Annotated in this window: 17 protein-coding genes and 1 tRNA gene; 15 read left to right on the top strand and 3 right to left on the bottom strand. The window is 54.8% G+C overall.

Translation table 11 applies throughout. The features are described 5' to 3' along the window. The first annotated feature begins 206 nt into the window (after positions 1-206). The 7 genes from glgB (at position 207) to ACLJR2_RS03905 (ending at position 11,754) form a co-directional block, all read left to right on the top strand. Positions 207-2,393 (top strand): 1,4-alpha-glucan branching enzyme, encoded by a 2,187-nt coding sequence (gene glgB / locus ACLJR2_RS03935; protein WP_000098547.1) that lies wholly within the window; start codon positions 207-209, stop codon positions 2,391-2,393. Further along, complete coding sequence (gene glgX, locus ACLJR2_RS03930) at positions 2,390-4,366, top strand: glycogen debranching protein GlgX (protein WP_000192489.1); 1,977 nt, start codon at positions 2,390-2,392, stop codon at positions 4,364-4,366. The genes glgB and glgX overlap by 4 nt, the downstream gene beginning before the upstream one ends. A gap of 14 nt (positions 4,367-4,380) precedes the next feature. Further along, entirely contained in the window at positions 4,381-5,676 is a 1,296-nt protein-coding gene (gene glgC, locus ACLJR2_RS03925; protein ID WP_000253994.1) for a glucose-1-phosphate adenylyltransferase, read from the top strand. Further along, entirely contained in the window at positions 5,676-7,109 is a 1,434-nt protein-coding gene (glgA, locus tag ACLJR2_RS03920) for a glycogen synthase GlgA (protein ID WP_001197674.1), read from the top strand. Before glgC ends, glgA begins: the two co-directional genes overlap by 1 nt. A gap of 19 nt (positions 7,110-7,128) precedes the next feature. Continuing rightward, positions 7,129-9,576 (top strand): glycogen phosphorylase, encoded by a 2,448-nt coding sequence (gene glgP / locus ACLJR2_RS03915; RefSeq protein WP_000993424.1) that lies wholly within the window; start codon positions 7,129-7,131, stop codon positions 9,574-9,576. Between the two features lie 129 nt (positions 9,577-9,705). Next, entirely contained in the window at positions 9,706-11,199 is a 1,494-nt protein-coding gene (locus ACLJR2_RS03910) for a PstS family phosphate ABC transporter substrate-binding protein (protein ID WP_015633155.1), read from the top strand. Between the two features lie 9 nt (positions 11,200-11,208). Next, positions 11,209-11,754 carry a hypothetical protein gene (locus ACLJR2_RS03905; RefSeq protein WP_000390369.1) on the top strand — a complete coding sequence of 182 codons (546 nt, stop codon included), beginning with the start codon at positions 11,209-11,211 and terminating at the stop codon, positions 11,752-11,754. Between the two features lie 46 nt (positions 11,755-11,800). Here the strand turns inward: ACLJR2_RS03905 and glpD are convergent, their stop codons facing one another. Continuing rightward, a complete protein-coding gene (gene glpD / locus ACLJR2_RS03900) occupies positions 11,801-13,309 on the bottom strand; it encodes a glycerol-3-phosphate dehydrogenase (protein ID WP_000448178.1) in 1,509 nt (502 codons plus the stop codon). 198 nt (positions 13,310-13,507) lie between these two features. Between glpD and glpE the strand changes: the two genes are divergently transcribed. The 3 genes from glpE (at position 13,508) to ACLJR2_RS03885 (ending at position 15,592) form a co-directional block, all read left to right on the top strand. Beyond that, the gene (glpE, locus tag ACLJR2_RS03895; RefSeq protein ID WP_000434524.1) at positions 13,508-13,834 is read left to right on the top strand and encodes a thiosulfate sulfurtransferase GlpE; all 327 of its coding nucleotides are present in this window, start codon (positions 13,508-13,510) and stop codon (positions 13,832-13,834) included. A gap of 75 nt (positions 13,835-13,909) precedes the next feature. Then, entirely contained in the window at positions 13,910-14,740 is an 831-nt protein-coding gene (glpG, locus tag ACLJR2_RS03890) for a rhomboid family intramembrane serine protease GlpG (protein WP_000928702.1), read from the top strand. A gap of 93 nt (positions 14,741-14,833) precedes the next feature. Continuing rightward, on the top strand, positions 14,834-15,592 hold the full coding sequence (locus ACLJR2_RS03885; protein WP_000815085.1) for a DeoR/GlpR family transcriptional regulator: 759 nt from the start codon (positions 14,834-14,836) through the stop codon (positions 15,590-15,592). On the opposite strand, the gene rtcR is transcribed toward ACLJR2_RS03885, so the two are convergent. Next, the gene (gene rtcR, locus ACLJR2_RS03880; protein ID WP_001232875.1) at positions 15,589-17,172 is read right to left on the bottom strand and encodes an RNA repair transcriptional activator RtcR; all 1,584 of its coding nucleotides are present in this window, start codon (positions 17,170-17,172) and stop codon (positions 15,589-15,591) included. The two genes, ACLJR2_RS03885 and rtcR, sit on opposite strands and share 4 nt — an antisense overlap. 189 nt (positions 17,173-17,361) lie before the next feature. On the opposite strand from rtcR, the gene ACLJR2_RS03875 reads away from it, so the two are divergent. The 5 genes from ACLJR2_RS03875 (at position 17,362) to ACLJR2_RS03855 (ending at position 22,078) form a co-directional block, all read left to right on the top strand. After that, on the top strand, positions 17,362-18,915 hold the full coding sequence (locus ACLJR2_RS03875; RefSeq protein ID WP_000013009.1) for a vWA domain-containing protein: 1,554 nt from the start codon (positions 17,362-17,364) through the stop codon (positions 18,913-18,915). A gap of 158 nt (positions 18,916-19,073) precedes the next feature. Next, positions 19,074-19,190: transfer RNA gene (locus tag ACLJR2_RS03870), tRNA-OTHER, on the top strand. Between the two features lie 78 nt (positions 19,191-19,268). After that, complete coding sequence (gene rtcB / locus ACLJR2_RS03865; RefSeq protein WP_001105536.1) at positions 19,269-20,483, top strand: RNA-splicing ligase RtcB; 1,215 nt, start codon at positions 19,269-19,271, stop codon at positions 20,481-20,483. A gap of 3 nt (positions 20,484-20,486) precedes the next feature. Continuing rightward, positions 20,487-21,521 (top strand): RNA 3'-terminal phosphate cyclase, encoded by a 1,035-nt coding sequence (gene rtcA / locus ACLJR2_RS03860; RefSeq protein WP_000101036.1) that lies wholly within the window; start codon positions 20,487-20,489, stop codon positions 21,519-21,521. Continuing rightward, a complete protein-coding gene (locus ACLJR2_RS03855; protein WP_000220921.1) occupies positions 21,518-22,078 on the top strand; it encodes a hypothetical protein in 561 nt (186 codons plus the stop codon). Before rtcA ends, ACLJR2_RS03855 begins: the two co-directional genes overlap by 4 nt. Positions 22,079-22,192: 114 nt before the next feature. Here ACLJR2_RS03855 and malT read toward each other — a convergent pair whose 3' ends face one another. Further along, complete coding sequence (gene malT, locus ACLJR2_RS03850; protein WP_000907030.1) at positions 22,193-24,898, bottom strand: HTH-type transcriptional regulator MalT; 2,706 nt, start codon at positions 24,896-24,898, stop codon at positions 22,193-22,195. Positions 24,899-25,368 lie beyond the last annotated feature (470 nt).

Genomic DNA, 25,368 nt, shown 5'->3' with positions numbered 1-25,368 from the left:
CAGATGTTTCATTTTTATCAGGAGTTAAGCAGAGCATTGGCTATTCTTTAAGGGTAGCTTAATCCCACGGGTATTAAGCCTAACCTGAAGGTAGGACGACGCAGATAGGATGCACAGTGTGCTGCGCCGTTCAGGTCAAAGAAGTGTCACTACCTGATGTTGAATTCAGTGAGATGGAGTGACGCCACAAAACAGGATGACAAACCATGTCCAGTCGTATCGATAGAGACGTGATTAATGCGCTAATTGCAGGACATTTTGCGGACCCTTTTTCCGTACTCGGAATGCACCAGACCCAAGCCGGACTAGAAGTCCGCGCCCTATTACCTGACGCCACCGATGTATGGGTGATTGAACCCAAAACCGGACGTAAAGTCGGCAAACTGGAATGTCTCGACGCTCGCGGTTTTTTCTGCGGCGTTTTACCCCGACGTAAAAATTTCTTTCGCTATCAGCTCGCCGTGACCTGGCACGGACAGCAGAACCTCATCGACGATCCTTACCGTTTTGGTCCATTAATACAGGAAATGGATGCCTGGCTATTGTCGGAAGGCACCCACCTGCGTCCTTATGAAACGCTGGGCGCGCACGCCGATACGATGGATGGCGTCACCGGCACCCGTTTTTCCGTCTGGGCACCTAATGCTCGTCGCGTTTCGGTTGTCGGGCAATTCAACTATTGGGATGGGCGTCGCCACCCGATGCGTCTGCGCAAAGAGAGCGGTATTTGGGAGCTGTTTATCCCCGGCGCGCATAATGGACAACTGTATAAATTCGAGCTGCTTGATGCGAACGGTAATCTGCGCATTAAAGCCGATCCCTATGCTTTTGAGGCGCAGATGCGTCCGGAAACGGCGTCGATGATTTGCGGACTGCCGGAGAAAGTGACGCCAAGCGAAGAACGACAAAAAGCCAATCAGTTTGATGCGCCGATCTCGATTTATGAGGTGCATTTAGGTTCATGGCGCCGCCATACGGATAACAATTTCTGGCTGAGCTATCGTGAGCTGGCGGATCAGCTTGTGCCTTACGCCAAATGGATGGGCTTTACGCACCTTGAACTCTTGCCGGTCAACGAACATCCGTTTGACGGCAGTTGGGGCTACCAGCCGACCGGCCTCTACGCGCCGACCCGCCGCTTTGGTACGCGGGACGACTTCCGCTATTTCATCAATGCGGCCCATGCGGCGGGCCTTAACGTCATTCTCGACTGGGTGCCGGGCCATTTCCCGTCCGATGAATTTAGCCTCGCGGAGTTTGACGGCACCCACCTCTATGAGCACAGCGACCCGCGCGAGGGCTATCACCAGGACTGGAATACGCTGATCTACAACTATGGTCGTCGTGAAGTCAGTAATTATCTGGTGGGTAACGCCCTGTACTGGATGGAGCGTTTTGGGATTGATGCGCTGCGTGTCGATGCGGTGGCCTCTATGATCTACCGCGACTACAGCCGCAAAGAGGGCGAGTGGATACCGAACGAGTTCGGCGGTCGTGAAAACCTGGAAGCCATTGAGTTTCTGCGTAATACCAACCGCATTATTGGCGAGCAGGTGCCCGGCGCGGTCAGCATGGCGGAAGAGTCGACAGACTTCGCTGGCGTGACGCGTCCACCGGAAACGGGCGGTCTGGGGTTCTGGTACAAGTGGAATCTGGGCTGGATGCACGACACGCTGGACTACATGAAGCTGGACCCGGTGTACCGCCAGTATCATCACGACAAGCTGACCTTTGGTATGTTGTACAACCATACCGAAAACTTTGTTCTGCCGCTGTCGCACGATGAGGTGGTTCACGGCAAGAAATCCATTCTCGATCGTATGCCGGGCGATGCGTGGCAAAAATTCGCCAACCTGCGCGCCTACTATGGCTGGATGTGGGCCTTCCCCGGCAAGAAACTGCTATTTATGGGGAATGAGTTTGCCCAGGGACGCGAGTGGAACCATGACGCCAGCCTCGACTGGCACCTGCTGGAGGGGGGCGATAACTGGCACCACGGGGTTCAGCGTCTGGTACGCGATCTCAACCACACCTATCGCCACCATAAAGCGTTGCATGAGCTGGATTTTGATGCTTACGGCTTTGAGTGGCTGGTGGTCGATGACAATGAACGCTCGGTACTGATTTTTGTACGCCGTGATAAAGCCGGTAACGAGATCATCGTCGCCAGCAACTTTACGCCCGTTCCTCGCCACGACTACCGCTTTGGCATCAACCAGCCGGGACGCTGGCGTGAAATTCTCAATACTGATTCGATTCATTATCACGGTAGCAACACCGGCAACGGCGGCGTGGTGCACAGCGATGAGATCGAAAGCCATGGCCGTCAGCACTCTCTTAGCCTGACGTTACCGCCGTTGGCGACGATCTGGCTGATGCGGGAGGGGGAATGACGCAGCTTGCGATCGGCGAAGCAACGCCGCATGGCGCAACGTATGACGGTCATGGCGTGAATTTCACGCTCTTTTCCGCCCATGCGGAGCGCGTAGAGCTGTGCGTTTTTGATTCCCGAGGGAATGAGCGTCGCTATGACCTGCCAGGACGTCGCGGCGATGTCTGGCATGGTTATCTGGCAGGCGCCAGGCCAGGTTTGCGCTATGGCTATCGCGTACATGGCCCGTGGCAGCCAGCGCAGGGGCATCGGTTTAATCCGGCGAAGTTACTGCTTGACCCTTATGCGCGCCGGGTCGAGGGCGAACTAAAAGATCATCCGCTGTTGCACGGCGGACACGATGAACCGGACTACCGCGATAACGCGGCGGTGGCGCCGAAAAGCGTGGTAATCAGCGACCATTATGACTGGGAAGATGACGCCGCGCCGCGCACGCCGTGGGGAAAAACGGTCATCTATGAAGCGCATGTCAAAGGGCTTACCTACCTGCATCCGGAGCTCCCCCAGGAGATACGCGGCACCTATAAAGCGCTCGGCCATCCGGTCATGGTGGCGTACTTCAAACAGCTTGGCATTACGGCGCTGGAACTGTTGCCGGTGGCGCAGTTTGCCAGCGAGCCGCGCCTGCAACGTATGGGACTGACCAATTATTGGGGTTACAACCCGATGGCGATGTTCGCGCTGCATCCCGCCTGGGCCAGTTCGCCCGAGACGGCGCTGGACGAGTTTCGCGATGCGGTGAAAGCGCTGCATCGCGCGGGGATTGAGGTCATTCTGGACATCGTATTAAACCATAGCGCCGAGCTGGATCTGGACGGTCCAACCTTCTCCCTGCGCGGAATTGATAACCGTAGCTATTATTGGATAAGGGACGATGGCGATTATCACAACTGGACGGGGTGCGGCAACACGCTCAATTTAAGCCATCCCGGCGTGGTGGAATACGCGTGCGAGTGTTTGCGCTATTGGGTGGAAACCTGTCATGTCGATGGTTTTCGTTTTGATTTGGCGTCCGTCATGGGGCGCACGCCGACGTTTCGCCAGGATGCGCCGCTGTTCGCCGCGATTAAAGCGTGTCCTGTGTTATCAACGGTCAAGCTGATTGCTGAACCGTGGGACATTGGCGAGGGCGGCTATCAGGTCGGGAATTTTCCGCCACCGTTTGCCGAGTGGAACGACCATTTTCGCGATGCGGCCCGCCGATTCTGGTTGCCGCGTAACCTGACGACCGGGGAGTTTGCCTGTCGTTTCGCCGCTTCCAGCGATGTGTTTAAACGCAATGGCCGCGCGCCCGGCGCCTCTGTCAATCTGCTCACGGCGCATGACGGTTTTACGCTCCGGGACTGCGTCTGTTTCAATCAGAAACACAATGAGGCGAACGGTGAGGAAAATCGCGACGGCACCAACAGCAATTACAGCGACAATCATGGTAAAGAAGGATTAGGCGGTCCGCTTGATTTAATGGAGCGGCGGCGCGACAGCATTCATGCCCTGCTGGCGACGCTACTGCTCTCTCAGGGAACGCCGATGCTGCTGGCAGGCGATGAACACGGCCATAGCCAGCACGGCAACAATAACGCCTACTGTCAGGATAATGCCTTAACCTGGCTGGACTGGCAGCAGGCAAATCGTGGGTTAACCACGTTTACCGCCGCGCTGATTCGTTTGCGTCAGCAGATACCGGCTTTAACCGACAATAGCTGGTGGGAAGAAGGCGATGGCAACGTGCGTTGGCTGAATAAAAACGCGCAACCCTTGAGTGCGGATGAGTGGCAAAACGGGCCTAAGCTGATGCAAATTCTGTTGTCGGACCGTTTTCTGATTGCGATAAATGCCACGCTTGAGGTGACAGATATAGTTTTACCCGAAGGGGAATGGCGCGCCGTTCCCCCATTCGCTGGAGAGGATAATCCGGTGATAACGGCGGTCTGGCAGGGACCTGCGCATGGACTGTGTGTGTTCCAGAGAGGATAAAAAAGGAGTTAATCATGGTGAGTTTAGAGAAGAACGATCGTGTAATGTTGGCGCGCCAGCTGCCATTGAAATCTGTTGCCCTAATCCTGGCCGGCGGCCGCGGCACGCGTCTAAAAGATTTAACGAACAAACGCGCCAAACCAGCCGTCCACTTTGGTGGGAAGTTCCGCATCATCGATTTCGCCTTATCTAATTGTCTGAACTCCGGGATTCGCCGTATCGGCGTGATCACTCAGTATCAGTCCCATACGCTGGTGCAGCATATTCAGCGCGGCTGGTCACTGTTTAGCGAAGAGATGAACGAATTTGTCGATCTGCTGCCAGCCCAACAGCGTATGAAGGGCGAAAACTGGTATCGCGGCACGGCAGACGCGGTGACCCAGAACCTGGATATTATTCGTCGCTATAAAGCGGAATATGTCGTCATCCTGGCAGGCGATCATATCTACAAGCAGGACTACTCGCGTATGTTGATCGATCACGTTGAAAAGGGCGCGCGTTGCACGGTGGCCTGTATGCCGGTGCCGATCAAAGAAGCGACGGCGTTCGGCGTGATGGCGGTCGATGAAAGCGACAAGATTATTGATTTTGTCGAAAAACCGGCGAATCCCCCCGCAATGCCTGGTGACGCCAGCAAAGCGCTGGCCAGTATGGGCATTTACGTTTTTGACGCCGATTACCTGTATGAATTGCTGGCGGCAGACGATAAAGATGACGCGTCCAGCCACGATTTCGGTAAAGACATTATCCCCAAAATCACCCGCGAAGGTATGGCTTACGCGCATCCTTTCCCGCTCTCCTGCGTGCAGTCCGATCCACAAGCCGAACCGTACTGGCGCGATGTAGGTACGCTGGAAGCTTACTGGAAGGCGAACCTGGATTTAGCCTCGGTGACGCCGGAGCTGGATATGTATGACCAGAACTGGCCTATCCGTACGCATATGGAATCGCTACCGCCTGCGAAATTCGTGCAGGACCGCTCCGGTAGCCACGGTATGACGCTGAACTCGCTGGTCTCCGGCGGCTGCATTATCTCCGGTTCGGTGGTGGTGCAATCTGTGCTCTTCCCACGGGTGAGAATAAATTCTTTTTGTAATATTGATTCGGCAGTGTTGTTACCTGAGGTTTGGGTAGGACGCTCCTGCCGTTTACGTCGCTGTGTTATTGACCGTGCCTGTATTATCCCGGAAGGCATGGTGATTGGTGAAAATGCGGAAGAGGACGCTCGTCGTTTCTACCGTTCAGAAGAAGGTATTGTACTGGTCACGCGTGAAATGCTGCGCAAACTGCAGGTCAAACAGGAGCGATAATGCAGGTTTTACATGTATGTTCAGAGATGTTCCCCCTGCTGAAGACTGGGGGGCTGGCGGATGTGATAGGCGCGTTGCCTGCGGCACAAATTGCGGATGGTGTTGATGTTCGCGTTCTGCTTCCAGGATTTCCCGATATCCGTCGGGGGATATCCGACGCGCATGTGGTGAGCCGCCGCGATACTTTCGCAGGTAAGATATCGCTGCTGTTCGGGCATTATAACGGCGTGGGCATTTATCTGATCGACGCGCCGCATCTGTACGAGCGTCCAGGCAGTCCCTATCACGATACGAATTTATATGCCTATACCGATAACGTGCTGCGCTTTGCCCTGTTAGGGTGGGTCGGTTGTGAAATGGCCTGCGGACTTGATCCATTCTGGCGCCCCGACGTGGTGCACGCCCATGACTGGCACGCCGGGCTGGCGCCCGCCTATCTGGCGGCGCGCGGGCGGCCGGCGAAATCGGTCTTTACCGTACACAACCTGGCCTATCAAGGCATGTTTTATGCAAAGCATATGGATGACATCGAACTGCCGTGGTCATTCTTTAATATGCATGGGCTGGAGTTCAACGGACAACTCTCCTTTTTGAAGGCCGGTTTGTACTATGCCGACCATATTACGGCGGTGAGCCCGACCTATGCGCGTGAAATTACCGAACCGCAGTTTGCTTATGGTATGGAAGGCCTGCTGCGCCAGCGTCATCTGGAAGGGCGCTTGTCCGGCATACTGAACGGCGTGGATGAGAAGATCTGGAACCCGGAATCCGATCTGCTGCTGGCGTCGCGCTACACGCGCGATACCCTGGAAGAGAAGGCGGAAAACAAACGTCAGCTACAAATTGCGATGGGGTTGAAGGTTAACGACAAAGTGCCGCTGTTCGCCGTGGTAAGCCGTCTGACCAACCAGAAAGGTCTGGATCTGGTGCTGGAGGCGTTACCGGGGCTGCTGGAGCAGGGCGGGCAGTTGGCGCTACTCGGCGCGGGCGATCCGGTGCTTCAGGAAGGGTTCCTCGCGGCGGCGGCGGAACACCCAGGGCAGGTTGGCGTACAGATCGGCTATCACGAAGCTTTCTCGCATCGCATTATGGGCGGCGCGGACGTTATTCTGGTGCCCAGTCGTTTCGAACCGTGCGGCTTAACGCAGTTATATGGCTTAAAGTATGGCACGCTGCCTCTGGTGCGGCGTACCGGGGGGTTGGCCGATACGGTCTCCGACAGTTCGCTGGAAAATCTGGCGGACGGTATCGCCAGCGGTTTTGTCTTCGAAGACAGTAACGCCTGGTCGTTGCTACGCGCGATTCGGCGTGCTTTTGTGTTGTGGTCACGGCCTTCGCTTTGGCGGTTTGTACAACGGCAGGCGATGGCGATGGATTTTAGCTGGCAAGTTGCCGCGAAATCATACCGCGAGCTGTACTATCGCTTGAAATAGTCATCCAGGAATCATTTATATGAATGCTCCGTTTACTTATGCATCGCCCACACTCAGCGTTGAGGCGCTTAAGCATTCTATTGCCTATAAGCTGATGTTTACGATTGGTAAAGACCCGGTCATTGCCAATAAACATGAATGGCTGAACGCCACGTTGTTCGCGGTGCGCGATCGTCTGGTGGAGCGCTGGCTGCGTTCTAATCGAGCCCAATTATCGCAGGAAACCCGGCAGGTTTATTACCTGTCGATGGAGTTTTTGATTGGTCGTACCCTCTCTAACGCGCTGCTCTCGCTGGGCATTTATGATGACGTTAAAGGCGCGCTGGAGGCCATGGGCTTAGATCTCGAAGAGCTGATCGATGAAGAGAATGACCCAGGGCTTGGCAACGGCGGCTTAGGACGGCTGGCGGCTTGCTTCCTGGACTCGCTGGCGACGCTAGGATTACCGGGTCGCGGGTATGGCATTCGCTACGATTACGGCATGTTTAAGCAGAATATTGTCGACGGGCGGCAAAAAGAATCTCCGGATTACTGGCTGGAATATGGCAACCCGTGGGAGTTCAAGCGCCACAATACGCGCTATAAAGTGCTTTTTGGCGGGCGCATTCAGCAGGAAGGTAAAAAAGCGCGCTGGATTGAGACGGAAGAGATTCTGGCCGTCGCGTATGATCAGATCATCCCCGGTTACGACACCGACGCCACTAACACACTGCGGCTGTGGAATGCGCAGGCCAGTAGTGAAATCAACCTCGGTAAATTCAACCAGGGCGACTACTTTGCGGCGGTGGAAGATAAAAACCACTCTGAGAACGTTTCACGGGTGCTCTACCCGGACGATTCCACCTATTCCGGACGAGAGCTACGCCTGCGCCAGGAGTATTTTCTGGTCTCGGCGACGGTGCAGGATATCCTGCACCGTCATTATCAACTGCATAAAACCTATGAGAATCTGGCGGATAAAATCGCCATTCACCTCAATGATACGCATCCGGTGCTGTCAATTCCTGAGCTGATGCGCCTGCTGATTGATGAACATAAATTTAGCTGGGACGACGCGTTTGAGGTGTGCTGTCAGGTCTTCTCTTATACCAACCATACGTTGATGAGCGAGGCGCTGGAGACCTGGCCTGTCGATATGCTGGGGAAAATTCTGCCCCGTCACCTGCAGATTATCTTCGAGATTAACGACTATTTCCTGAAAACGTTGCAGGAGCAATATCCCAACGATACCAGCCTGCTTGGACGCGCGTCGATTATTGATGAGTCGAACGGTCGCCGGGTACGGATGGCCTGGCTGGCGGTGGTGGTCAGCCATAAAGTCAACGGCGTTTCTGAACTCCATTCCAACCTGATGGTGCAGTCGCTGTTCGCGGATTTTGCGAAGATTTTTCCGACCCGTTTTTGTAACGTCACTAACGGCGTTACGCCGCGCCGCTGGCTGGCGCTGGCAAACCCGCCGCTGTCTGACGTGCTGGATGAGAATATTGGTCGTACCTGGCGTACCGATCTTAGTCAGCTCAGCGAGCTGAAGCAGCATTGTGATTATCCGCTGGTCAATCATGCGGTGCGTCAGGCGAAGCTGGAAAATAAAAAACGGCTGGCGGTAGTGATAGCGCAACAACTGAATGTGGTGGTGAACCCTAAAGCGTTATTCGACGTGCAGATTAAGCGTATTCACGAATACAAGCGGCAGTTGATGAACGTACTGCATGTCATTACCCGCTATAACCGCATTAAAGAAAATCCGGAGGCCGACTGGGTGCCGCGGGTGAATATTTTTGCCGGTAAGGCGGCTTCCGCCTATTACATGGCAAAACACATTATTCATCTGATCAACGACGTAGCGAAAGTGATTAACAACGATCCGCAGATTGGCGACAAGCTGAAAGTGGTGTTTATCCCGAACTACAGCGTCAGCCTGGCGCAGGTGATCATTCCCGCTGCCGACCTGTCTGAGCAGATTTCGCTGGCAGGGACAGAAGCTTCCGGCACCAGTAATATGAAATTTGCCCTGAACGGCGCGCTCACCATTGGTACGCTGGATGGCGCGAACGTAGAGATGCAGGAGCATGTCGGCGAGGAGAATATCTTTATCTTCGGTAATACTGCAGAAGAGGTGGAAGCGTTGCGCAGGCAGGGTTATAAGCCTCGCGACTATTATGAAAAAGATGAAGAGCTACATCAGGTACTGACGCAGATTGGTAGCGGCGTCTTTAATCCGGAAGAGCCAGGCCGTTACCGCGATCTGGTAGATTCGCTGATTAACTTTGGCGATCACTATCAGGTGCTGGCGGACTACCGCAGCTACGTGGACTGCCAGGATAAGGTGGATGAGTTGTATCGTCGCCCGGAAGAGTGGACGACGAAAGCGATGCTCAACATTGCCAATATGGGCTACTTCTCATCGGACAGAACCATCAAAGAGTATGCCGAAAATATCTGGCATATTGATCCGGTGCGGTTGTAAATCGCGTTCTCTCACGACGGGGCCTGCGGGCCCCGTTTTTTATGCGTGTATTTCGGAAAAGTGCGGGAGAAGGGGGAGATATCTGCAGGTTTATACTTTGCGCTGATACAGGGATGGGTGAAGCAAAATATGAAGATGCAAAGGAGCTTAACATCATTGGTGATGGCGTTTATCGGCGTGCCGCTGCTGGTGAACATTATTACGATTATCGTGGGGGGAATGTGGGCGTGCATTAGCGTTCTTGAAAATAGTATCCCCGTCGCGCAATCTATTGAGAAGGCGACCATTATCCCGGTAGCGCTTCTGGGCGCAGGGTTAATTTTTCTTTGTGGCCGAATATGGGGAAAGGGAAATGCATCAGAGGTAAATCCAGAATGGCGTGATTGCTGCCTGCTTATGCCCGCTCTGGTGGTGCTGATGGGGTGGGTCATCCTGATGTTTCTCACCGATCTTAATATTCGCGCGATAGGGCGTAAACCCATCGCCCAGGTGGTGCAAACGCTTTGGTTAGTACCCAGCGTAATATCCTTTTTCAACGGCTGGGTATGGGCAGTGTTGCTCATCCCGGTTGGCTCGCAGCTCTGTTTTGCATTAGGGTATGGCGGTGCGCGTTGGGGAGTGCTACGCGGCGGTGCGGGCTACACTTGTCGTAATCTGCTGGTGATTTGCCTGCTGTTTTTCGGGAGCTGTGCCGTATACCAGTCACATCTTTATGCCGTGAAGTATCCCGCTCCCGAGAGCAGTGAATATCTTTATTTCCGCGATTATCAGGCGCACACATGGGGCAACAAGCTAACCGGGCTGCGCGATGAACCGACACTTTTGCTCACCCAAAATTGGCCGCGGCTTGATGGCGCAACGGCTGGCTTGCCGTTATACGCCTCGGCTTTTTATGCGCTTACGCGCTTTCCGGATGATATCTGCCCTGAAGACTACCTTGAAAACCAGGGAACCATTGAAGCCTATCAAAATATCCTTAACGGTAATGCCGATCTTATTTTTGTCGCCCAGCCTTCCACTGCTCAAAAGCAATTGGCCGAGGCCAGTGGCGTAAAACTGGTTTACACCCCCTTTGCACGTGAAGCGTTTGTGTTTATCGTCAACCAAAACAATCCCGTGTCATCGTTGAGTGATGTACAAATTCGCGGCATTTTTAGCGGAAGAATCACCCACTGGAATGAGGTAGGCGGAGAGGCAATCGACATTAAGCCCTGGCAGCGACCGGAAAACTCTGGCAGCCAAACGGCGATGCTGGCGAAGGTAATGAAAGAAACGAAGCTGATGCCAGCGCAAACAACATCAGTGGCAACCGCGATGGGGGAAATGGTGGATATCGTGGCTGAGTATCGCAATACGCACAACGCCATTGGCTATACCTTTCGTTATTACGCTACGCAGATGCACAGCAATAAAGAGATTAAATTACTGGCGATAAACGATGTTGCGCCGACGGTTGAAAATATTCGTAACGGCAGTTACCCGTACACGGTTGATGTTTATATGGTCACCCGTGAACACCCCACAGCGGAAACACAAAAGCTGGTGGACTGGTTTCTAAGCCCGCAGGGGCAGCAGTTGGTGCAGGATGTGGGATATGTGCCGCTGTATCCGGCCGCGAAATAAAGGGACTAAATGGAAGATGTTAAATTATATGTGGAACGGGTAGGCGTAGACCCGGCCAGCGGCGCGGATATTCGTATTGCACGGCGTGAATCCACTTCGTGGCATAAAGATATTGTTGCTGAGCTGATTAATCAGGTTCTCCGGTGTGGCGCGGCATTAATCATCGTCGCTGTGCTGACCGCCTGCGATGATCGCCAGGTAAGCTATTTTCCTGATTATGCCGCCATACCCGAGCAGTCCGGTATCTGGACCTGGCTACCTGTGTTCTTTCCATCGTCCGCCAGTGAAATAGAAATGACGTTTAACCTGGACAGCAATCTTTTTTATGCTGACTTTAGCGTGGCCGACGGTGATAAACGCGCGCATTTTGAAAGCGTGCTGGGGGAGGAGAGCGTGGTTCATTATGCCAACTTTACTCATAAAAGCTGGTGTAAAACGGGGAAAACTCTCTGGAATAGCGAAGCGCGGGCAAAACCCTTCTTTATTACCAAAATAAGTGTCGATCGCTACCGTATCACTAATCATATGCCCGGCTGTACAAAACCCGGCGAGTGAATGCGGTATGTGGCGAAAAGGGCGGTATAAACCGCCCCGGATTTTATTACGACGCCAGTGAAAGTTGGTGTTTCTCAACATACGCCGCCAGCCACTGGGTGATGCGGGACTGCTGTTCGGCGGTCAGCCACATGCCTTCTTTGGTGCGACGCCAGATAGCGTCTTCAGTACGGCGCACCCATTCGTGATCCACCAGGTACTTGAGTTCCGCTTCGTAAAACTCATGACCGAAATCTTCGCCTAAATCAAGCAGCGACGTGGCTTCGCCGAGAATCCACTCCGTGTTGCTGCCGTAAGTGCGCGAATAGTGGCGCGCCAGCGATTCCGTCAGGAATGGGTAACGACGACGCAGCTTCGCCGCGTAATCTTCGCGGCTGCCGTCGATGTCGCCGCCGGGCAGTACGCACGTTTTGGTCCATGCCGGGCCGATGCCTGGATAATAAGACGCCAGTTTTTCCATCGCATGTTCGGCCAGCTTACGGTAGGTCGTGAGCTTACCGCCAAACACGGAAAGCAGCGGCGCTTTGCCGTTTTCATCATGAATATCAAGGGTATAATCGCGAGTGATCGCCTGCGGTGAGTCGGACTCATCATCGCACAGCGGACGGACGCCGGAGTACGTCCAGACGATGTCATCGCGCCCCAGTTGTTTCTGGAAGTGCGCGTTATAAACCTTCAACAGGTAATTAATTTCGCTCTCTTCAATTTTTACCGCTTTCGGATCGCCTTTATATTCGACATCGGTTGTGCCAATGATCGAAAACTCTTCCATCCACGGAATGACAAAGACGATACGCTTATCTTCGTTTTGCAGAATATACGCCTGCTTCTGATTATGGACGCGCGGCACGACGATATGGCTGCCTTTGATCAGGCGGATGCCATACGGCGACGGCAGGTGCATCCCTTCGTCGAAGAACTGTTTGACCCACGGTCCGGTGGCGTTAACCAGTCCGCGCGCCTGCCAGACATATTTTTTACCGGTGTCGATATCTTCCGCTTCGACAATCCACAGGCCATTTTCCCTACGAGCGGCGGTTGCGCGAGTACGGGTAAGGACTTCGCCGCCTTTACGCACCACCATCTGTGCGTTAGCCAGCACCAGACGCGCATCGTCTACCCAGCAGTCGGAATATTCGAATCCGCGCACGATTTCAGGTTTGAGCACCGAATCTGCGCCAAACCGCACACCGGTGGAACCGGGTAAGCTGGTACGTTTGCCGAGGTGATCGTACATAAACAGACCGATACGGATCATCCAGGCCGGACGTAAATGCGGGCGGTGCGGCAGACGAAAACGCATCGGGAAGGCGATGTGCGGCGCCATTTTCAACAGCACTTCACGTTCTGCCAGCGCTTCGCTGACCAGACGGAACTCGTAGTGCTCAAGGTAGCGTAAGCCGCCGTGGATAAGTTTCGAACTGGCGGAAGAGGTCGCGCAGGCCAAATCCTGCGCTTCCAGCATGAGTACGGACAAACCGCGTCCGGCGGCATCAGCCGCGATGCCTGCACCGTTAATGCCCCCGCCTATCACGATCAGATCTTTGGTTTCCATGCTGCCCTCTTGCACTTTCGTTAAAGTTCAAAAATGTTCGTTATCGAACATAATAGCAAAGAAACGCGCTATTGGTAACATCGAAAAAACATTTTAGAGTGATATGTATAACATTATGGCGTTAAGCTACTCCGTCAACGTACACTGGGCGATAAAATGCCTTAATTGGCTTCACCGGCAATAATGAAAGAGCGATTCATGGAACAATTTGAATGTATCACTGTAGAAGAGGCGTATCAGAAACTGCACCAGGGCGCGGCGGTGCTGGTCGATATTCGCGATCCGCAAAGTTATGCCATGGGTCATGCGCCGCAGGCGTTTCACTTGACTAACGATACGCTGGGCGCGTTTATGCGTGAGCATGGTTTCGATACCGCGGTGATGGTAATGTGCTATCACGGCAACAGTAGTAAAGGCGCCGCGCAGTATCTGCTCCAGCAAGGCTATGATGCGGTTTACAGCATTGACGGCGGGTTTGAGGCCTGGCATCGCCGTTTCCCTGCCAATGTCGCGAATGGCGCGTAATCCCATAAAGATGCAGCCTCCGACGAGAAGGGTATATATACTGTCTTCTTTTGTATGGACTAAGCGACAGCAATAATGTTGATGATTACTTCCTTTGCGAATCCTCGCGTGGCGCAGGCATTTGTTGATTACATGGCCACCCAGGGCGTCATTCTTACTATTCAGCAACATAATCAAAGCGATATCTGGTTGGCAGATGAATCGCAGGCCGAACGTGTGCGGGTCGAGCTGGCGCGGTTTATAGAAAATCCCGGCGATCCGCGTTATCTGGCGGCTAGCTGGCAGTCCGGGCAGACTAACAGCGGGCTACGCTACCGCCGTTTTCCCTTTCTCGCCACGCTGCGTGAACGAGCCGGCCCTGTTACCTGGATCGTGATGCTCGCCTGCGTGCTGGTCTATATCGCGATGAGTCTCATCGGCGATCAGACGGTGATGGTGTGGCTGGCGTGGCCGTTCGATCCGGTTTTAAAATTTGAAGTCTGGCGCTACTTCACCCATATCTTTATGCACTTCTCACTGATGCATATTCTTTTTAACCTGCTGTGGTGGTGGTATCTCGGCGGGGCGGTAGAGAAGCGCCTGGGCAGCGGTAAATTAATCGTCATTACGGTGATAAGTGCGCTGCTAAGCGGCTATGTACAGCAGAAATTTAGCGGCCCGTGGTTTGGCGGACTGTCTGGCGTCGTCTATGCGCTGATGGGGTACGTGTGGCTGCGCGGAGAGCGCGATCCGCAAAGCGGAATTTACCTCCAGCGCGGCTTAATTATTTTTGCATTATTGTGGATAGTCGCTGGTTGGTTTGACTGGTTTGGCATGTCTATGGCGAACGGCGCGCACATCGCCGGGCTTATCGTCGGTTTAGCGATGGCCTTTGTTGATACGCTGAATGCGCGAAAACGAACGTGAGGCGTATCCGGCCTGTGGTCGAGATATTTTTCCAGGCCGGGTAGGGCGAATGCCGCTATCCGGCGCAAGGTTGGTTACTTTCAGAGATTATTCATGAAACAAACACAACGGCATGACGCGATCATTGAACTGGTGAAAAAACAGGGGTACGTCAGTACGGAAGAGCTGGTGGAGCATTTTTCTGTCAGCCCGCAAACCATTCGTCGGGATCTTAACGATCTGGCGGAACAGAATATGATTTTGCGCCACCACGGCGGCGCGGCGTTGCCCTCCAGCTCGGTGAACACGCCGTGGCACGATCGTAAGGCGACGCAAACGGAAGAAAAAGAGCGCATCGCTCGCAAAGTCGCGGCCCAGATCCCCAATGGTTCGACGCTGTTTATTGATATCGGCACGACGCCGGAAGCCGTAGCGCACGCCCTGTTAGGGCACAGTAATTTGCGGATCGTGACCAACAATTTGAACGTAGCGAACACGCTAATGGCGAAAGAGGATTTTCGTATTATCCTCGCCGGCGGCGAACTCCGCAGCCGCGACGGCGGCATTATTGGCGAAGCGACGCAGGACTTTATCGCCCAGTTCCGTCTCGATTTCGGCATTCTCGGTATTAGCGGTATTGATAGCGACGGCTCGTTGCTGGAATTTGACTACCATGAGGTACGCACCAAGCGTGCGATTATCGAAAATTCGCGCCACGTGATGCTGGTGGTGGATCACTCTAAATTTGGCCGTAACGCGATGGTAAACATGGGCAGCATTAGTATGGTCGATGCGGTCTACACCGATACCCTGCCGCCGCCGGGCGTGATGCAGGTGTTGACGGAGAACCATATCCAACTGGAGCTGTGTTAATTCTGTAAAACGTCCCACGTCAGACCAAAACGCGCCAGGTACTTACGCAGCCGGTCAGCGTCATTCACCGTGGCTTTCCCCTGACGGGAAACGTTGAATAGCTGCCGCCCGGCGTCGGAAAGGGTTTTCGCCTGGCGGCAGACGGCAACGACGTTTTCCAGTTGCATACGGTCAAACAGATCCAGCGCCGTTGCGTCAATGCCCGACAGTCCGTCGAGCGCGGAGGGGCGATGGTCATTCCAGCTATAGCGCAAACGCGCGATTTCATCGTCTACCGTTTCGACCGTGATTCGCCCGTTGTCCGCCAGCGTCGCCATGCGGGTGACGCTGGCGGAGAGTTCGCGGAAGTTACCGCGCCAGGCGGCCTGCGGCGAGGTGGCGAAGCTCAGCCAGGCGCGGCGCGCTTCGGTATTAAAACGCACGCTGTCGCCGGTTAGCGCCGCGTGGCGCTCCAGTTCGTAGTCAAGGTTTGGTTCAATATCTTCCTGGCGCTGACGCAGGCCCGGTAGTTCGAAGGTCCAGAGATTAATGCGCGCGTACAGGTCTTCGCGGAATGTCCCCTCCGCCACCCGCTGGCGCAGGTCGCGCACCGTGCCGGCAATCAACTGGAAATCGCTGCTGACCTGCTGGTCGCTGCCGAAAGGGTAAAAGCGTTTCTCTTCAATGGCTTTCAGCAACATGGCCTGTTCATCCGCGCCCAGCTCTCCCACTTCGTCAAGAAACAACATGCCGCCGTCGGCGCTGCGCAGCAACCCTGCACGCTCCTCTCTCGCGCCGGTAAACGCCCCCTTAACGTGGCCGAACAGCGCCGACATCGCCGTGTCGCCGCGCAGGGTGGCGCAGTTCACTTCGACAAACGGGCCGCTGAACTGGTGGCGGGCCAGTTTTAGTTCATAGATGCGACGGGCGAGAAACGACTTGCCCGCGCCGGTCGGGCCGTTGAGCAGGATTGGCGAACGGGAGCGTATCGCGACGCGCTCAATTTGCTCAATCATCCGGTTGAAACACGGGTTGCGGGTTGCAATGCCGGACTTCAGGAAGTTGAGCGTCTCCTCCCGCTCCTGGGCGAAGCGGGTGGCGATGTCATTGTAGCGGCTGAGGTCGAGGTCAATAATCGTCACGTCGCCCGTGCTATGCGATTTATCTTTTTTGCGCGGCGGCGAGGTCTGCGCTAATCGCGCCGGTAGATAGCGCGCCTCCGCCAGCAGGAACCAGCAGATCTGCGCGACGTGGGTGCCGGTGGTGATATGAATCAGATAGTCTTCATCTTCGGGATGAAAGGTATGGCTGCGGGCGAAATCGTGCAGGCAGGCGTAAACCTCTTCGAAGTCCCACGGGTTGCGGATCGCGATTTCTACGCCGACGACTTCCGTTTCCGGCGAGACGCTGGCGATATCCTTCTTTAATCCTTCAAACAGCGAGCGAGAGCGGGCATCGTACAGCAGTTCCAGGCGGTGAACGACCAGCGTCTCCTGCTGACACAGGCACAAGGTGGGGCGCCATTTTTCCCAACGTTGACTGCCGCGTCCTGCATAGTCGAGCACCGTACCGACAAAACCAAAGGCCACCGTTTTTCGCATCTTAGATTTCCTTCTAAAAGACGAGATAATTTTATCGCTTTTTAATGGCTGCCGTGCAGGCATTTTTCTTTCATCTGAACACCAAAGAAATAAATTTTTTAAAAATCAATAAATTATAAAATAATTTATTTTCTGGCACGCTGGTTGCAATAACCATGGCATGGAGAATAACGGAAATGGGAAAAACAAATGGCTAATCCACTTTTGTTCCGTTCGCTGTTAAGGGACGCGCCGCTGGCCAACGCCAGCAATCAGCAAGGCGCAGCGGCCTTTGCCTTCACCCCGCGCCATAAACTGGCGCAAATGGTGATGACCGGCTGCATGAACGAGACTTTTTATGCCAGCGGCCAGGCGCAGCTAAATGATGTTCTGGCGACGGCGAAAGATCTCGACGATCTGTTTTTAGCGCAACTGGCGATTTATGGCCGCGAACGCGGGATGATGAAGGATATGCCCGCGCTGTTGACCGCCATTCTGGCGGCGCGTGGTTCGGCGCTGCTGCCGGTAGTCTTTACGCGGGTGATCAATAATGGCCGGATGCTGCGTAACTTTGTGCAAATGTTGCGCAGCGGCGTGACCGGGCGGCGCTCGCTGGGGACGCGGCCAAAGAAGCTGGTGCAGCGTTGGTTGCAGAACGCCAGCGAAGAGCGTTTATTGCAGGCCTCGGTGGGCAATGCGCCGTCGCTGGCGGATATCGTCAAAATGGTGCACCCACGGCCGCAGGCGGCGTGGCAGGAAGCCTTCTTCGCCTGGCTGATTGGTAAGCCGTGCGATAAGGCGCAGCTGCCGGAAAAAACGCGCGCGCTGCTGGCGTTTCGTGAAGGCAACATGGGCGCGGCCTTACCCGATGTGCCGTTTTTACTGCTGACCAACGCGCCGCTGAGTCGCGAACAGTGGGCACAGCTGGCGCAGCGGATGAGTTGGCAAACGTTGCGGATGAATTTGAATACGCTGGCGCGTCATGACGTGTTTGAGAATGCAACGCTTGCCGCCAGCGTGGCGCAGCGGCTGGCGGACAGGGCGCAGGTGCGCCAGTCCTGGGTTTATCCTTATCAGTTGCTGTCGGCGTGGAGCAATCTGCAAAGCGGCGTGCCGCAGGTTATTCGCGAGGCTTTAGCGCAGGCGATGGAGTACGCGCTGGAGAACACTCCGCCGTTTCACGGCAATGTGGTGGTCTGCCCGGACGTGTCGGGGTCGATGAAGTCGTCGATAACCGGCTATCGCAAGGGGGCGACCAGTAAGATCCGCTGCGTGGACGTTGCCGGGCTGATCGCCGCCGCCGTGCTGCGTAATCATCCGCAGGCCCGCGTGCTGCCGTTTGAATGCGATGTGGTCGACGTGCAGCTTGATGCGCGCCAGTCGGTTATGCACAACGCGCAAAAGCTGGCGGCGGTTGGCGGCGGCGGCACCAACTGCTCCGCGCCGCTGCGTAGGTTGTTGAACGAGCGGGCGCGAGTGGATCTGGTGATTATGGTGTCGGATAACGAATCGTGGGTTGATAAATCGCGCCATGGCTCAGCGGCCACCATGGAATGCTGGATCGAACTGAAAAAGCGCAACCCGCAGGCGCGCCTGGTGTGTATCGATCTGCTGCCTTACGGCACCACGCAGGCGGCGGAACGAAGCGATATTTTGAACGTCGGCGGCTTCAGCGACGAGGTGTTTACGGTGATAGATAACTTTGTTAACGGTCGCTATGGCAGCGCGCACTGGCTGGAAGAGATTGAAGCCGTGACGCTGTAAAGAGTATTCAGCGCGGCGCGAATGCTGGTCGGGATTACATCTTTCCCGATGCGTATCATCCCGGCTATGAATTTGTCGCGCAACGCTGAAGGCACGAATGCTGGTGGATCTACATCCTATGAAGATCCAGGTCGCAGGTTCGAGTCCTGCCGGAGTCTGACTCCGTAGCTCAGTAGGTTAGAGCAGGCTGATCCACCTCAACTTGTCGTGCCACCCTATTTTGGCGAATGCCTGTGGATCTACATTTGTTGCGGGTTCGAGACCCGTCAGAGCCCGGCTCTGTAGCTCAATGGTAGAGCGGTGTATTCACATAAACTTGTCGCCACCCTAATGATTAAAACGAGAAAAAAATGATGAATTACGAATTGATGACCACCCGGAATGCACCGGTAAAAATGTGGACCAAAGGCGTACCGGTAGAAGACGATGCCCGTCAGCAGCTGATCAATACGGCGAAAATGCCGTTTATTTTCAAACATATTGCCGTTATGCCGGATGTGCATTTGGGGAAAGGATCGACCATCGGTAGCGTGATCCCGACGAAAGGGGCGATTATTCCGGCGGCGGTGGGCGTGGATATCGGTTGTGGAATGAACGCGCTGCGTACCAACTTAACGGCGGCCGATCTGCCGGAAAACCTGGCGGAACTGCGTAGCGCCATAGAGGCCGCTGTGCCTCACGGGCGTACCACCGGACGCGGGCGTCGCGATGTGGGCGCATGGGAAAACCCGCCGGTCAACGTGGATGAGAAATGGGCGCAACTGGAGGCGGGATATCAGTGGTTAACGCAAAAATATCCGCGCTTTTTGAATACCAATAACTATAAGCACCTGGGAACGCTGGGAACCGGTAACCACTTTATTGAGATCTGTCTGGATGAAACCGATCGGGTATGGATCATGCTGCACTCCGGTTCGCGCGGGATCGGTAACGCCATCGGCACCTATTTTATCGGCCTGGCGCAGCAAGAAATGCAGGAGCAGTTAGAAACGCTGCCGTCCCGCGATCTGGCGTATTTTAATGAAGGAAGCGAATATTTTGACGATTACCTGAAAGCGGTACACTGGGCGCAGCAATTCGCCAGCCTGAACCGCGAGGCGATGATGGAAAATGCGCTGGCGGCGCTCCAGCGCTGCGTGGAAAAACCGATCGCCCTCGATATGGACGAGATCAACTGCCACCATAACTATGTGCAAAAAGAGCAGCACTTTGGCGAAGAGATCTATGTGACGCGTAAAGGGGCGGTTTCGGCGCGGCGCGGTGAGTTCGGTATCATTCCCGGTTCGATGGGGGCGAAAAGCTTTATCGTGCGCGGCCTGGGTAACGAAGAGTCGTTCTGTTCGTGCAGCCACGGCGCCGGGCGTGTGATGAGCCGAACGAAAGCGAAGAAACTGTTTAGCGTTGACGATCAGATTCGCGCCACCGCGCATGTCGAATGCCGTAAAGATGCGGACGTGATCGACGAGATCCCAATGGCGTATAAAGACATTGATGCGGTGATGGCGGCGCAGTCTGACCTGGTGGAAATCATGTACACCCTGCGGCAGGTGGTGTGCGTTAAAGGATAGAAAATGGCAAGGATCATCGCGCTGGATGGCTCACAGGGAGAGGGCGGCGGGCAGATTTTGCGCTCGGCGCTGAGTTTATCAATGATAACCGGCCAGCCGTTTGAAATGAGCGGCATCCGCGCCGGGCGCGCCAAACCGGGGCTGCTACGCCAGCATTTAACGGCGGTGCGGGCGGCGACGGAAATCTGCGGCGCGCAGGTGAACGGCGACGAACTGGGCTCGCAGCAGTTGCGTTTTACGCCGGGGCCGATTCGCGGCGGCGAGTACCGTTTCGCGATTGGCAGCGCGGGCAGTTGTATGCTGGTGCTGCAAACCGTCCTGCCTGCGCTGTGGTTTGCCGATGGTTCATCCCGCGTGGAGGTTCACGGTGGGACGCATAATCAGGCCGCGCCCAGCGCCGATTTTATCTGCCGCGTCTGGGAGCCGCTGTTGGCGAGGATGGGCATCAGCCAGCGTACCACGCTGATAAAACACGGCTTTTATCCGGCAGGCGGCGGCGCGGCGGCGACGGTCGTCGAACCGGCGGCGTCTTTACGCGGTCTGACGCTGATATCGCGCGGCGAGACGCGGCGTATCACCGCCGAAGCTTTGCTGGCCTCGGTGCCTCACCACGTTGGCGAACGTGAAGTCGCAACGCTGGAAGCCTACTTCCCGCTGGCGGAGAAAAACGTCGTTGCGCTGGAAGGCGGCTGCGGGCCGGGCAACGCGCTGTCGCTGGTGATCCAAAGCGAACAGTTGACCGAACTGTTCGCCGCGTTCGGCGTAAAAGGCACCAGCGCGGAAGCGGTAGCTAATCAGGTTGCGCATGAAGCGCGGCGCTATCTCGCAAGCCCGGCGGCGGTGGGAGAGCATCTGGCCGACCAGCTGATTTTACCGCTGGCGCTGGCGGGCGAAGGCGCGTTTACCGTGGCGCGGGCTTCCGCTCACTTGCTTACCAATATTGCAGTGGTGGAACGGTTTTTGCCGGTAACGTTCAACCTGGAGGAGGCGAGGGGGATGGTGCAGGTTATGGTAAGTAAAAAGGATAGCGGATCATGACATACCACGCTGATTTCCTTGATGCTGAACAACGCGTTGCTGACGCCATCCCGGAGAGGGATGTTAATCCCTTTTCCGGCCCTTCAACGATGCGGCGAAGAGTGCTGGTGAGTCAGGACGGCGAGCCGGTTATCGTGCTGTGTCTTTTTGTCGCGCTGGAAGAGGGGCGCTGGATCGTTGAGCAGTGCTTCAGCGGCATCATGAATAATGATAAGACTATTGCGATATTATACGGTCAGCACGTTCACTTATTTGATACGGATTCACATCAGGTTAAGAGCTTGTTTCTTGATGATTATGTTGGCCATATTTATTCAATACCCGATGTTTGGGATCATAAGGCCTCGCTGAGCGAGAATTTCCTGGTCACAACCTTTCAGTATACGTTTCTTATCAACGTGAGTTCCGGCATTATCTGGCGATCGGAACTGTGTGGTATTGATGGCGTCATTATTCACGATATCCGGGAGGGTATTATTTATGGCAGTGGTGAGTGGGATCCGCCGGATGGATGGGCGCCATTTAACCTGCGGCTGAGCGACGGCCATCGGGCCTGAAGCCAACTCAACGTCTGGATTTACGTTTATGCTCCCGGCCTACAAAACCAGCAATATCAATATGATTTAAAATGACTCTGCAGGCCTGATAAGCGAAGCGTTATCAGGCACACGTTAAACCCCGTACCCCATCATCTTCAGCAACTGTTGTGCGTGCTGTACCGCGTCCTGACGGTGCGCGACGCCGAGTTTCTGGTAGAGGTTGCGGATATGCGTCTTAATGGTGGTTGCGGCTACCGCCAGTTCGCCGGCAATCTGTTCGTTGCTGTAACCGGAATAGATAAGCCCTAACACCTGCCATTCACGCTGGGTGAGCGGGCTGGTGCGAATAAGCTCCGGGACATCCGGATGGTTAAGCAGGCGCTCGACGAAGCCTTCGTCAAAATGGGCGAATTTATGCCGGTGATGTTGGTTAATCTCTCGCAGGATGCGCTGCGCGCGATGCTGCTCCATCTCCGGCAGCGTATTGAGCTGGATAAGCTGACGCAATTGTTGCGCCATGGCTTCGCCTTCAATCACAAAATGGCTGATAAATCCGGTCCGGTTGGCGAGCTGTAAGGCATCAAGCAATACGCGCTGGGCATCGTTTTTCCGCCCGGATTGCCAGTAAAGCTGATTGAGTAACAGCAGATTGCGGTTTAAATCGCTCATTAAGCGCAGGCTACGGGCATTCTCATTTAACTCTTCCAGCACGATTTCCGCAGGCTCGAATTCGCCCAGCAGGATCTGCGCGCGGGCGATATTCCGCCATTGCCCTTGCAGAAAATGGTTATTGGCAAACGCCGGTTTGGGCGTATGACGTAACCAGTTGGCGGCGGATTTTTTGTCGCCGGTTAACTGCCAGTAAATGACACGCACTTTATCAGCGTTAGAGATCCAGTCGCAGTGATAACGACCATTGCCTAATAAATTTTCCAGTCGGTTAAGCTGACTACGGGCATTATCCAGATCGCCGCGCGCCAGCGAGCACTGCACCAGTAACGTCAGGCACTGCAACTGTTGTTGCGGCTGGAAGGTGGACAGCACAGCGATACCGCTGCGCGCCGAGGCCTCCGCTTCGTCAAGGCGCGCCCACGCCCACAGCAATTGCGCGCGGATACGTACCAGAAACTCATGCATCGGCAGTTGTTCCAGATGTTGCTCTTTGATCAACTGGAAGGCTCTCTCCTGCGTTTCCCATGCGGCCTGCAGGAATCCCTGGGCGAACTGAATTTCGCTTTGTTGAATTAAGCTCCACAGCGCGTAATGCCAGACGTCATGATGGCGCGCCATTTGTTCGGTTTGCTGCATCAGCGATAAAGACTGGCTGAGATCGCCTTTACAGTGCAGCACTTCACCGTGAACGGAGGTCGCGACAATGCGGCTATAAAACCAGGCGAGAGGAAGCTCATCCAGCGCCAGTTTCGCCAGCCGCTCAGCCTCTTCCGGATTGCCGTCGTTGATGGCGACCTGGGCGCGCAGCGCGTTAAATTCAGCATGTAGCGTGCCGTCCATGACCCCTTTGATCTCTTGCTCGGCGCGCGCCAGCAACGTATTCACTTCGCTGTAGCGGTGTTGGCTTTGCATCAGCCAGGCCTGTAACAACACCAGCCGCGGATTTTCCAGCAGGCTTTCCCACGGCAGCGCTTTTAATGACTCTTCCAGCAGCGCCAGTTCACTGTGATTAAACAGCCCCCACGCATGGTTAAGCAGGATATCGCGTAGCATTTGCGCGTCACCCGCCGCCAGCGCATGATGTATAGCTTCGCTGGGAAAACCCTGTTCCATCCAGCTTTCCGCGGCCGCACGGTGGATCTCCGGCAGTTCCGCCGCCAGTTCCCACTGGCAACGCTGGCGCAGAAAGCTACCAAACAACGGGTGATAGCTAAACCATTCGCCTGTGTCGTCCATGCGTTGCAGGAATAACCCCTGACGCTCAATCTCCTCCAGCCGCATCTGGCCATTTTCTTCGCCGGTCACGCGCACGATCAACGCGTCATTCATTGAGCGTAAGATCGCGCTTTTAAGTAAGAAATGTCGGGTGCTGACATCCACGTTATCCAGTACTTCGTCCACCAGATAATCAGAAAGGTGGCTGGCATTAATCCCGGCAAGACGGCGGGCGGAGTGATGCGCAGAGGTATGGTTCTGGCGCGCGGAGAGGGCGATCAACTGTAGCGCAGTGGCCCAACCGGCCACATCGTCGCACATGCGGCTGCTCTCAGCGGCTTCAATGGGCGACGAAAGACGACGGTCAAAAAATTGCTTTGCTTCCTGATGGTTAAAAGCCAACTGCTGGCTGCCGATTTCCAACAGCTGATCGCGCACGCGCAGGTTAGCGATGCCCAGTTGCGGCAAATTACGCGATAACACCACCAGGGTGAAATTTTCCGGCTGATGCCGTAAGAAAAAGCGCATCGCGTCGTGAATCACCGGATTGGTAATCAAATGGTAGTCGTCAATCACCAGATAAAGCGGGCGATGCCACTGCGCCAGTTCAATAAAGAGCTGTGCGAAGAGGGACGTCAGGCTGGCGTACTGACGTTTTTGCGCCATCGCTTCGCTGGTCGAGCAGTGTCCGCCGGTGGCCTGTTGGATAGCGGCAATTAAGTAACTGGCGAATCGCTCTTGCTGGTTATCGCCTTCGTCGAGAGAGTACCAGCCTAATTCATTTTTGCCCGCCGCCCACTGTGAGACAAGCGTGGTTTTCCCATAGCCAGCAGGACTGGTTACCAGGGCGAGCCTGAAATTGTTCGCGCCGGAAAGTTTAGCCAACAGCCGCTCACGAACCACGGTATGGTCGAGACGAACCGGACGACTTAATTTAGACGGAATCAACATAGCAATCACTTCACTGTGGGAAATGGGGGGAACTGCGATTTTTTTTGCGCTTCGTAATTAATAGATATAAGGTCGGCCAGAAAGCATTTTAATGCAAGCTAAGCAGACTTTTTATGTGTCTGAATTTGCACTCTGTCACAATTCTAAATAACGGTATTAAAAAAGTATTCGGCTCGGTTGAAACGAGCGTCAGAGCTGGGCTGAGGTCATATTTCCGTTATTGTAAATAATGTCCTGGACATCATCCGGATTTAACACAATGGCGATACCAGGCGTTTAATTAATTATGTTTAGTGAGTGAATCTCCCGCCACTGAATATTTCAGGTAAGAAACTATTTCGGCGTTCATATAATCTTTCGAAAATACCCCTTCGCGATTTACTGTTATTTCTGTTTATTCATTTGATTATGCGTAACACTGGGGGTCGTTGACAGGAATCGGCGCGTTTATACAGGGGTAAGTGGCGGCG

It is taken from the genome of Salmonella sp. SAL03688, from assembly GCF_046551895.1.
GTDB classification, from domain to species: domain Bacteria; phylum Pseudomonadota; class Gammaproteobacteria; order Enterobacterales; family Enterobacteriaceae; genus Salmonella; species Salmonella enterica.
Note: the sequence above shows the minus strand (reverse complement) of the source record. Positions and strands in the feature narration are given on the sequence as shown.

What these genes read in the sequence shown, in the direction of transcription:
- glgB (WP_000098547.1), top strand. Translation starts at nt 207, where the DNA reads ATGTCCAGTCGTATCGATAGAGACGTGATTAATGCGCTAATTGCAGGA.
- glgX (WP_000192489.1), top strand. Translation starts at nt 2,390, where the DNA reads ATGACGCAGCTTGCGATCGGCGAAGCAACGCCGCATGGCGCAACGTAT.
- glgC (WP_000253994.1), top strand. Translation starts at nt 4,381, where the DNA reads ATGGTGAGTTTAGAGAAGAACGATCGTGTAATGTTGGCGCGCCAGCTG.
- glgA (WP_001197674.1), top strand. Translation starts at nt 5,676, where the DNA reads ATGCAGGTTTTACATGTATGTTCAGAGATGTTCCCCCTGCTGAAGACT.
- glgP (WP_000993424.1), top strand. Translation starts at nt 7,129, where the DNA reads ATGAATGCTCCGTTTACTTATGCATCGCCCACACTCAGCGTTGAGGCG.
- ACLJR2_RS03910 (WP_015633155.1), top strand. Translation starts at nt 9,706, where the DNA reads ATGAAGATGCAAAGGAGCTTAACATCATTGGTGATGGCGTTTATCGGC.
- ACLJR2_RS03905 (WP_000390369.1), top strand. Translation starts at nt 11,209, where the DNA reads ATGGAAGATGTTAAATTATATGTGGAACGGGTAGGCGTAGACCCGGCC.
- glpD (WP_000448178.1), bottom strand. Translation starts at nt 13,309, where the DNA reads ATGGAAACCAAAGATCTGATCGTGATAGGCGGGGGCATTAACGGTGCA.
- glpE (WP_000434524.1), top strand. Translation starts at nt 13,508, where the DNA reads ATGGAACAATTTGAATGTATCACTGTAGAAGAGGCGTATCAGAAACTG.
- glpG (WP_000928702.1), top strand. Translation starts at nt 13,910, where the DNA reads ATGTTGATGATTACTTCCTTTGCGAATCCTCGCGTGGCGCAGGCATTT.
- ACLJR2_RS03885 (WP_000815085.1), top strand. Translation starts at nt 14,834, where the DNA reads ATGAAACAAACACAACGGCATGACGCGATCATTGAACTGGTGAAAAAA.
- rtcR (WP_001232875.1), bottom strand. Translation starts at nt 17,172, where the DNA reads ATGCGAAAAACGGTGGCCTTTGGTTTTGTCGGTACGGTGCTCGACTAT.
- ACLJR2_RS03875 (WP_000013009.1), top strand. Translation starts at nt 17,362, where the DNA reads ATGGCTAATCCACTTTTGTTCCGTTCGCTGTTAAGGGACGCGCCGCTG.
- rtcB (WP_001105536.1), top strand. Translation starts at nt 19,269, where the DNA reads ATGAATTACGAATTGATGACCACCCGGAATGCACCGGTAAAAATGTGG.
- rtcA (WP_000101036.1), top strand. Translation starts at nt 20,487, where the DNA reads ATGGCAAGGATCATCGCGCTGGATGGCTCACAGGGAGAGGGCGGCGGG.
- ACLJR2_RS03855 (WP_000220921.1), top strand. Translation starts at nt 21,518, where the DNA reads ATGACATACCACGCTGATTTCCTTGATGCTGAACAACGCGTTGCTGAC.
- malT (WP_000907030.1), bottom strand. Translation starts at nt 24,898, where the DNA reads ATGTTGATTCCGTCTAAATTAAGTCGTCCGGTTCGTCTCGACCATACC.